Consider the following 5,639-nt stretch of genomic DNA (forward strand, 5'->3'; position numbering starts at 1 on the left):
CACCCAGCACACCACCAACCAGGTGGACGGCGCCGACGTCGAGCGCGTCGTCGATACCGACCTTGCCCTTGATGGCCGTGGCCAGAGCACAGACCGCACCGGCGATGAGACCGATGGCGATCGAACCTGCCGGGGAGACGAAACCACAGGCCGGGGTGATGGCCACCAGGCCGGCGACGGCGCCGGAGGCGGCACCCAGAGTGGTCGCCTTTCCGTCCCGGATCTTCTCCACGAACAACCAGCCCAGCAGGGCGGCGGCAGCCGCGGTGTTGGTGTTGACGAACGCGAACCCGGCGCGGGTGTCGGCGGCGAGTTCGGACCCGGCGTTGAACCCGAACCAGCCGAACCACAGCAGGCCGGTTCCGAGCAGCACGAACGGCAGGTTGTGCGGCCGGAAGCTGGTGGCGGGCCAGCCCTTGCGCTTACCGAGGACAAGCGCGACGGCGATGGCCGCGGCTCCGGCGTTCGCGTGGACGACGGTCCCGCCGGCGAAGTCCTCCGCGCCCTTCTTGAACAGCCATCCTTCGGGGGAGAACACCCAGTGCGCCACCGGCGAGTAGATGAGAATCGACCAGATCGCCACAAAGGCGGCGAAGGCCCCGAACTTCCACCGGTCGGCGGTGGCTCCGGTGATGAGTGCCGGGGTGATGATTGCGAACATGAGCTGGAACGCCACGAACACGATCGGCGGGATCACCTGGGCGAGCGAGTTCGCCTCATAGGGTGGGGCGAACGTCACCCCGGCATACCCGGGAACCGGTTCGCTCATATGGTTGAGCAGCGAGAAGTGAAACCCTCCGAAGATCTGGTTACTGTCGCCGAACGCAATACTGTAACCGATCAGTACCCACAGGACGCTGACAATACCGATGCAGAAGAAGTTCTGCATGAGCATGCCGAGCACGTTTTTCGCGCGGACCATGCCGCCGTAGAAGAACGCAAGGCCGGGTGTCATCAGCAGTACGAGTGCCGAGGCAACCAGAACCCAGGCTGTGCTGCCCACGGCCGTGCCCACACTTGTTGCGCCGGCTATACCGTCTTGGAGTTCCTTAAGCTGGTCTGGGTTCATGTCTCTCCCGTCGGTCGCCCCGCGCGCCCGCGCGGATCATGCTCACCGGTTCGCGGCCCACCCGTCGTCCCGGATCCTTCGGCCGAAGAGTCGATAGGATCTGTTCCGGACCGGTATCTTCCCTGTTTCCGATATGTGAAATCGCTAAATTGGGCGGTTCGTGGTTCGTCCCGACGGAGCCGTGGTAAGTATCACATCACCCTCCGCAACTTCCGGCGCGTTTACGTGATCCTACTTGCTCCGGAGGGTTACCGTACCTCTCTGTGCGTGATGATTTGGATGCGGATTGCTATCGTGGCGGTAGTGTCGATTCGCGCGTCTTCTTCGTCCGGAGGCCCCCGAGTCTCCGGAGCCTCCGAAGACCGGGCCGGATCCCCGACGTCCGAGGAGTCCGCCGCCGGGGATCCGGCCGGGCACCGGTTGCCCTGAGCCTGATCGGCGCTCTCACCAGCGGGATCATGCTGATACCGGGCGCTGCCACGCCGGCCAGAGCCGACGACGACAGCGATAAGATCGCGAAGGACATAGCGGTTGCCCGACAGCAGCTCACCGAATTGACGCACTCGACCGAGGCAGCCACCGAAGCTTTCAACGCCGGGCGTCTGCAGCTGGGCGTTGCCGAACAAGCCGTGTCAACGGCCACTGAGAATGTCCGGCATGCTGGTGACGCTGTGCAGGTTGCTGCGGACAAACGTCGCGCATTGGGGTCCGCCGCCTACCGTTCGGGTGGTTTCGAACAACTGTCGGTACTGCTGTCCGGTGACCCCGGTACGGCACTGGACCGGGCGGGTGCGATGGACTCGCTTGCCCGCCGCGGGCGGACTGCCGAGATCGAACTGCGGTCGGCCCGTCACGACCTCACCGGCGCGCAGGCCGCCGCGCAGCTGGCTCTCGCCGAGCAACAGCGCGAAATCGCATCCCTAGAAGAACAGAAGAAACGCATAGAGGCATCGGTGGCGGCGCAACGGACATTGCTCGACGGCCTGGTCGCCCGCCATGCCGAGCTTGTCCGCCAGGCACGCGAACGCGAGGCCGCGGCCCGCCGGGCCAACGAGCTGGCAGCTGCCGAGGCCGCCGAAGCGCAGGCACGGGCAGCCTCGGCCGAACAGGAACAGCTGCGCAACCGCAGCAACCTGATCGGCAGTACCAGCCGCGGATTCACCGACACCCCTGTTTCGGCCGCACGCCCGCCCGCGATCGGAAGCGGCGGGGCTGCGGTCGCGGTCGCGCAGGCCCGTGCGCAGCTGGGCAAGCCGTACGTGTGGGGAGCAGCTGGACCGGACGCCTTCGACTGCTCGGGGCTCACCCAGTGGGTGTGGGCGAAGGCGGGAGTCGCCCTGTCCCACTTCACCGGCGCCCAGTGGAACGAGGGGCGCCGAATCCCCCGGGACGAACTCATGCCAGGCGACCTGGTCTTCTTCGGTGAGGATCTACACCATGTGGGGATCTACATCGGTGACGGAAACATGATCGACGCTCCACGCACGGGAACGGTGATCCGCGTCGAGCCGGTCTGGTGGACGACGTACGCCGGCGCTGTCCGTCCCGGCGGCTGAACCTGACCGTCCGAGCGGCACAGCGGGTGGTAGCGCCAGGCGTGGTCAGGCGGCGGTGGTATCGAGGTGTTCGACGTACACGAGCCCCGCCGCACGCCGTGAGATCTCGATGGTCGATGCTTCCTGCGTCGAGCCCTGGTCTGACGGGGTGACCTCGCCTGACGAGGTGACCTCGACGGCGTCACCGCGCCCACGGATGGCGAGCGTGGCGCCGGGCAGCACCCCGCCTTCCCGGAGCTGGCGCATGCTTCGTTCGTCCGTCTGCAGCCGTTCGGAGATCCAGCTGACCGTGACCGAGGTCGTCCTGGAACTGGCAAAGTCGGCGGCGACCAGCAGGCTCAGCGGTGCCGGCGGCCGGGGGCCTGCCGGGCGGTCGAACGAACCTGTCGGGATCACGTTCCCGAACGGGCATCTCTTCGGGTCGCCCAGGATTTTGGTGAGCCGTATCTCCACCTCGTCCGAGATCACGTGCTCCCATCGGCAGGCTTCGTTGTGGACCAGCGCCCAATCCAGACCGATCACCTCGGTGAGGAGAAGCTCGGCGAGGCGGTGTTTGCGCATGACCGCGGTCGCGCGGACCAGCCCCTTCTCGGTGAACTGCACCGTGCGGTCGTTGGCAAGGGCGACCAAGCCCTCACTGGCCAGCCGCGAGGTGGACTCGCTGGCCGCGGGAGCGCTGACATGCAGTCTTTCCACAAGGCGCGCACGCAGCGGCGGGATGCCCTCCTCCCTCAGCTCGTAGAGGGTACGGAGGTACATCTCGGCACTGTCGATTAGTCCAGTCACCGGGCTCCTTCGTCCAGCCTCAAGGGTACGCCCGCAGAGGCAGACCCATCTATGATGCACGCGGGCCATCCCGTCCACATCGGTTCCATGCTGGTTCCGCGTTGGCGGGTGCCGGGATCGGGTCGCCGTCCGGCCGCACCGTCCGGCGGCCGCCCACGGGCTGTCCCCGGCGCGCTGGGGCGGTCGAAGCCGGCCGGCGGGATCAGCGGATCGACGTCCTGGCGCGAGTCATACACTGCGGTGTATGAGCTCGACCCAGATCGCACCGGAGACCACTCACGGCAGCACAGACGAGGGTAACGACTTCGCCCACTACGCGCGCCATGAGGAGATCGTCCGGGCTTCCATCGAAGGTGGACGCGTGACCGCGCTGTGTGGTTACAAGTTCGAGCCGGTGCGCGATCCCCAGCGCTTCCCCGTATGCCCGAAGTGCAAGGAACTCGTCGCCCTGGCCGAACAGCTCGGCTGACCGGCGCGGGCGGTCCCGTCCCCGGCTGTCGTGATCCCTGGGTCGCGGCTGCTGCTCGGCGTACGCCGAGCTGGCCCTACCCGGCGTACGCCGAGCAGCGCCAGCGTCCGGTCGGCCCGGCTTCCGGCACGCAATGGCGGATCTGACGATGGTCCGGGACGAGGCATCTGTCGGCAGAGGGCTCGTCCCGACCGGTCCGCCTCTGCTTGGACGACCGCGAGCGACGATGATGCGTAAACTGGGGTGCCGTCGGGTCTCCCCTTGACGTTCGGCTGGCCCTTGTAGCTCAGTGGATAGAGCGACCGCCTCCTAAGCGGTAGGCCGCAGGTTCGATTCCTGCCAGGGGCACGTACAGCATCTACCCGTGGCGCCGGGGTATGCGGGCGGGGGCTGTTGCTCGGCGAACGTCAGTGAATTGTCAGGTGTCTGCGGCGAGATGGCCACGAGCGTCGCGCCGGCGGCCTCGATCTCGTCCAGCGCCGCTTGAAAGGCGTTGAGCTGCAGGTTGCAGTACGGGCGCCAGGCGCCGCGGTAGAACACGACCACGATCGGACCCTTGGTCAGCAGGGTGCTCAGCGTGACGTCTTCGCCGTGGACGTCGGGCAGGGTGAAGTCGGGCGCGGGTGCGCCGACGGCTGGCGCGCCGGTAGCGAGGCTACGGGTGGCCAGCTCGTCGGCCTCCGTCTCGAACGGGTCGAGTGCGTCACCGAACTGTTCGCGAAGCTGGGTGCGCAGCCACGCAGTAACCTCGGTCAATGACGTGGCGGGTGTGGATGTGGTTGACATGCCTGTCACGCTAGACGGGGCGAATAAGCGGATGAATGATTGATCAGGGCAGTTTTTTGTCTGATACGCTCACGGCGTTCGCGTTACGGTTGATTTCATGGACCCACTGACTGACGTCCTCGATCTTGCGCGCGTCTCGGGTGCCGTACTCGCCCAGCTCCTCGCCCACGCGCCGTGGGGCGTTGCGGTCGATCCGCAGCCCGGCGCCACTTTCCACAGCGTCATGGCGGGATCGTGCTGGCTGCGCACTGCCGATGTGCCGCCCCTGCGGCTGATGCCCGGCGACGTGGTGCTGCTGCCGACCAACCTCCCGCACACGCTTTCCAGTGGCCCGGACACACCGGCGATATCGCTGGACCAGGTCACCAAGGCCGGGCTACGCACGCCCGAGGGGATGATCGAGCTGTCCGGCGACGGGGCTGTCACGCATATCCTGTGCGCCGCCTACGACTACGACCATGAGGTCGCCCAACCGCTGTTGTCGCTGTTGCCCGGCCTCCTGCACCTGTCCACCGACCTCCCCGACGACGATGACGGCGCGGTCGCTGCGACATTGCACCTGCTGCGCTTCGAGCTGGGCGGCAACCCACCTGGATCGCGCGCCGCAGTCGGCCGGCTGATCGACGTCCTGCTCGTGCACGTCGTGCGCGCGTGGTTGCGCGCACAGCCCGACGGCGAGGCGTCGTGGTTGCGCGCACTGCGCGACCCCGTCGCTGCGCGGGCGCTCGCGCTGCTCCACGACCAGCCCCAGCGGCCGTGGAGCCTCGAGGCGCTGGCCGCCGCAGTGCACGTCTCCCGCGCGACGCTGACCCGGCGTTTCGGTGAGCTTGTCGGCGAACCGCCACTGGCCTACCTGACCCGGTGGCGCATGGACCTGGCCGCGCAACGCCTGCGGGAAACCGACGACCCGATCGTCGCGATCGCCGCCGACGTCGGATACACCAGCGAGTATGCGTTCTCGCGGGCCTTCAGC

7 protein-coding genes and 1 tRNA gene are annotated in these 5,639 nt (G+C 67.3%); 5 read left to right on the forward strand and 3 right to left on the reverse strand.

Going from position 1 to position 5,639, the window contains the following annotated elements; genetic code table 11:
* Nucleotides 1-955, reverse strand: a 955-nt coding sequence (locus DD1DGNOD_RS00590; RefSeq protein WP_346434245.1) for an ammonium transporter, incomplete at its 3' end; no start/stop codon positions are given.
* A gap of 572 nt (nt 956-1,527) precedes the next feature.
* On the opposite strand from DD1DGNOD_RS00590, the gene DD1DGNOD_RS00595 reads away from it, so the two are divergent.
* The gene (locus DD1DGNOD_RS00595; protein ID WP_131765060.1) at nt 1,528-2,625 is read left to right on the forward strand and encodes an NlpC/P60 family protein; all 1,098 of its coding nucleotides are present in this window, start codon (nt 1,528-1,530) and stop codon (nt 2,623-2,625) included.
* 45 nt (nt 2,626-2,670) lie between these two features.
* Here the strand turns inward: DD1DGNOD_RS00595 and DD1DGNOD_RS00600 are convergent, their stop codons facing one another.
* Nucleotides 2,671-3,411, reverse strand: coding sequence for a metal-dependent transcriptional regulator (locus DD1DGNOD_RS00600; RefSeq protein WP_131765059.1), 741 nt, complete (start codon nt 3,409-3,411; stop codon nt 2,671-2,673).
* A 244-nt stretch (nt 3,412-3,655) separates the two neighbouring features.
* Between DD1DGNOD_RS00600 and DD1DGNOD_RS00605 the strand changes: the two genes are divergently transcribed.
* Complete coding sequence (locus DD1DGNOD_RS00605; protein WP_131765058.1) at nt 3,656-3,880, forward strand: DUF3039 domain-containing protein; 225 nt, start codon at nt 3,656-3,658, stop codon at nt 3,878-3,880.
* A 275-nt stretch (nt 3,881-4,155) separates the two neighbouring features.
* A tRNA-Arg gene (locus DD1DGNOD_RS00610) sits at nt 4,156-4,228 on the forward strand.
* Here the strand turns inward: DD1DGNOD_RS00610 and DD1DGNOD_RS30390 are convergent.
* Nucleotides 4,190-4,456, reverse strand: coding sequence for a redoxin domain-containing protein (locus DD1DGNOD_RS30390; protein WP_250645430.1), 267 nt, complete (start codon nt 4,454-4,456; stop codon nt 4,190-4,192). The genes DD1DGNOD_RS00610 and DD1DGNOD_RS30390 overlap by 39 nt on opposite strands.
* On the opposite strand from DD1DGNOD_RS30390, the gene DD1DGNOD_RS31005 reads away from it, so the two are divergent.
* Both DD1DGNOD_RS31005 and DD1DGNOD_RS00620 read left to right on the forward strand, forming a co-directional pair.
* A complete protein-coding gene (locus tag DD1DGNOD_RS31005; protein WP_241255372.1) occupies nt 4,364-4,639 on the forward strand; it encodes a hypothetical protein in 276 nt (91 codons plus the stop codon). The genes DD1DGNOD_RS30390 and DD1DGNOD_RS31005 overlap by 93 nt on opposite strands.
* A gap of 124 nt (nt 4,640-4,763) precedes the next feature.
* A partial coding sequence (locus tag DD1DGNOD_RS00620; RefSeq protein WP_131769195.1) for an AraC family transcriptional regulator occupies nt 4,764-5,639 on the forward strand: 876 nt, incomplete at its 3' end.

The organism is Candidatus Protofrankia californiensis (assembly GCF_900634765.1).
Taxonomy (GTDB): domain Bacteria; phylum Actinomycetota; class Actinomycetes; order Frankiales; family Frankiaceae; genus Protofrankia; species Protofrankia californiensis.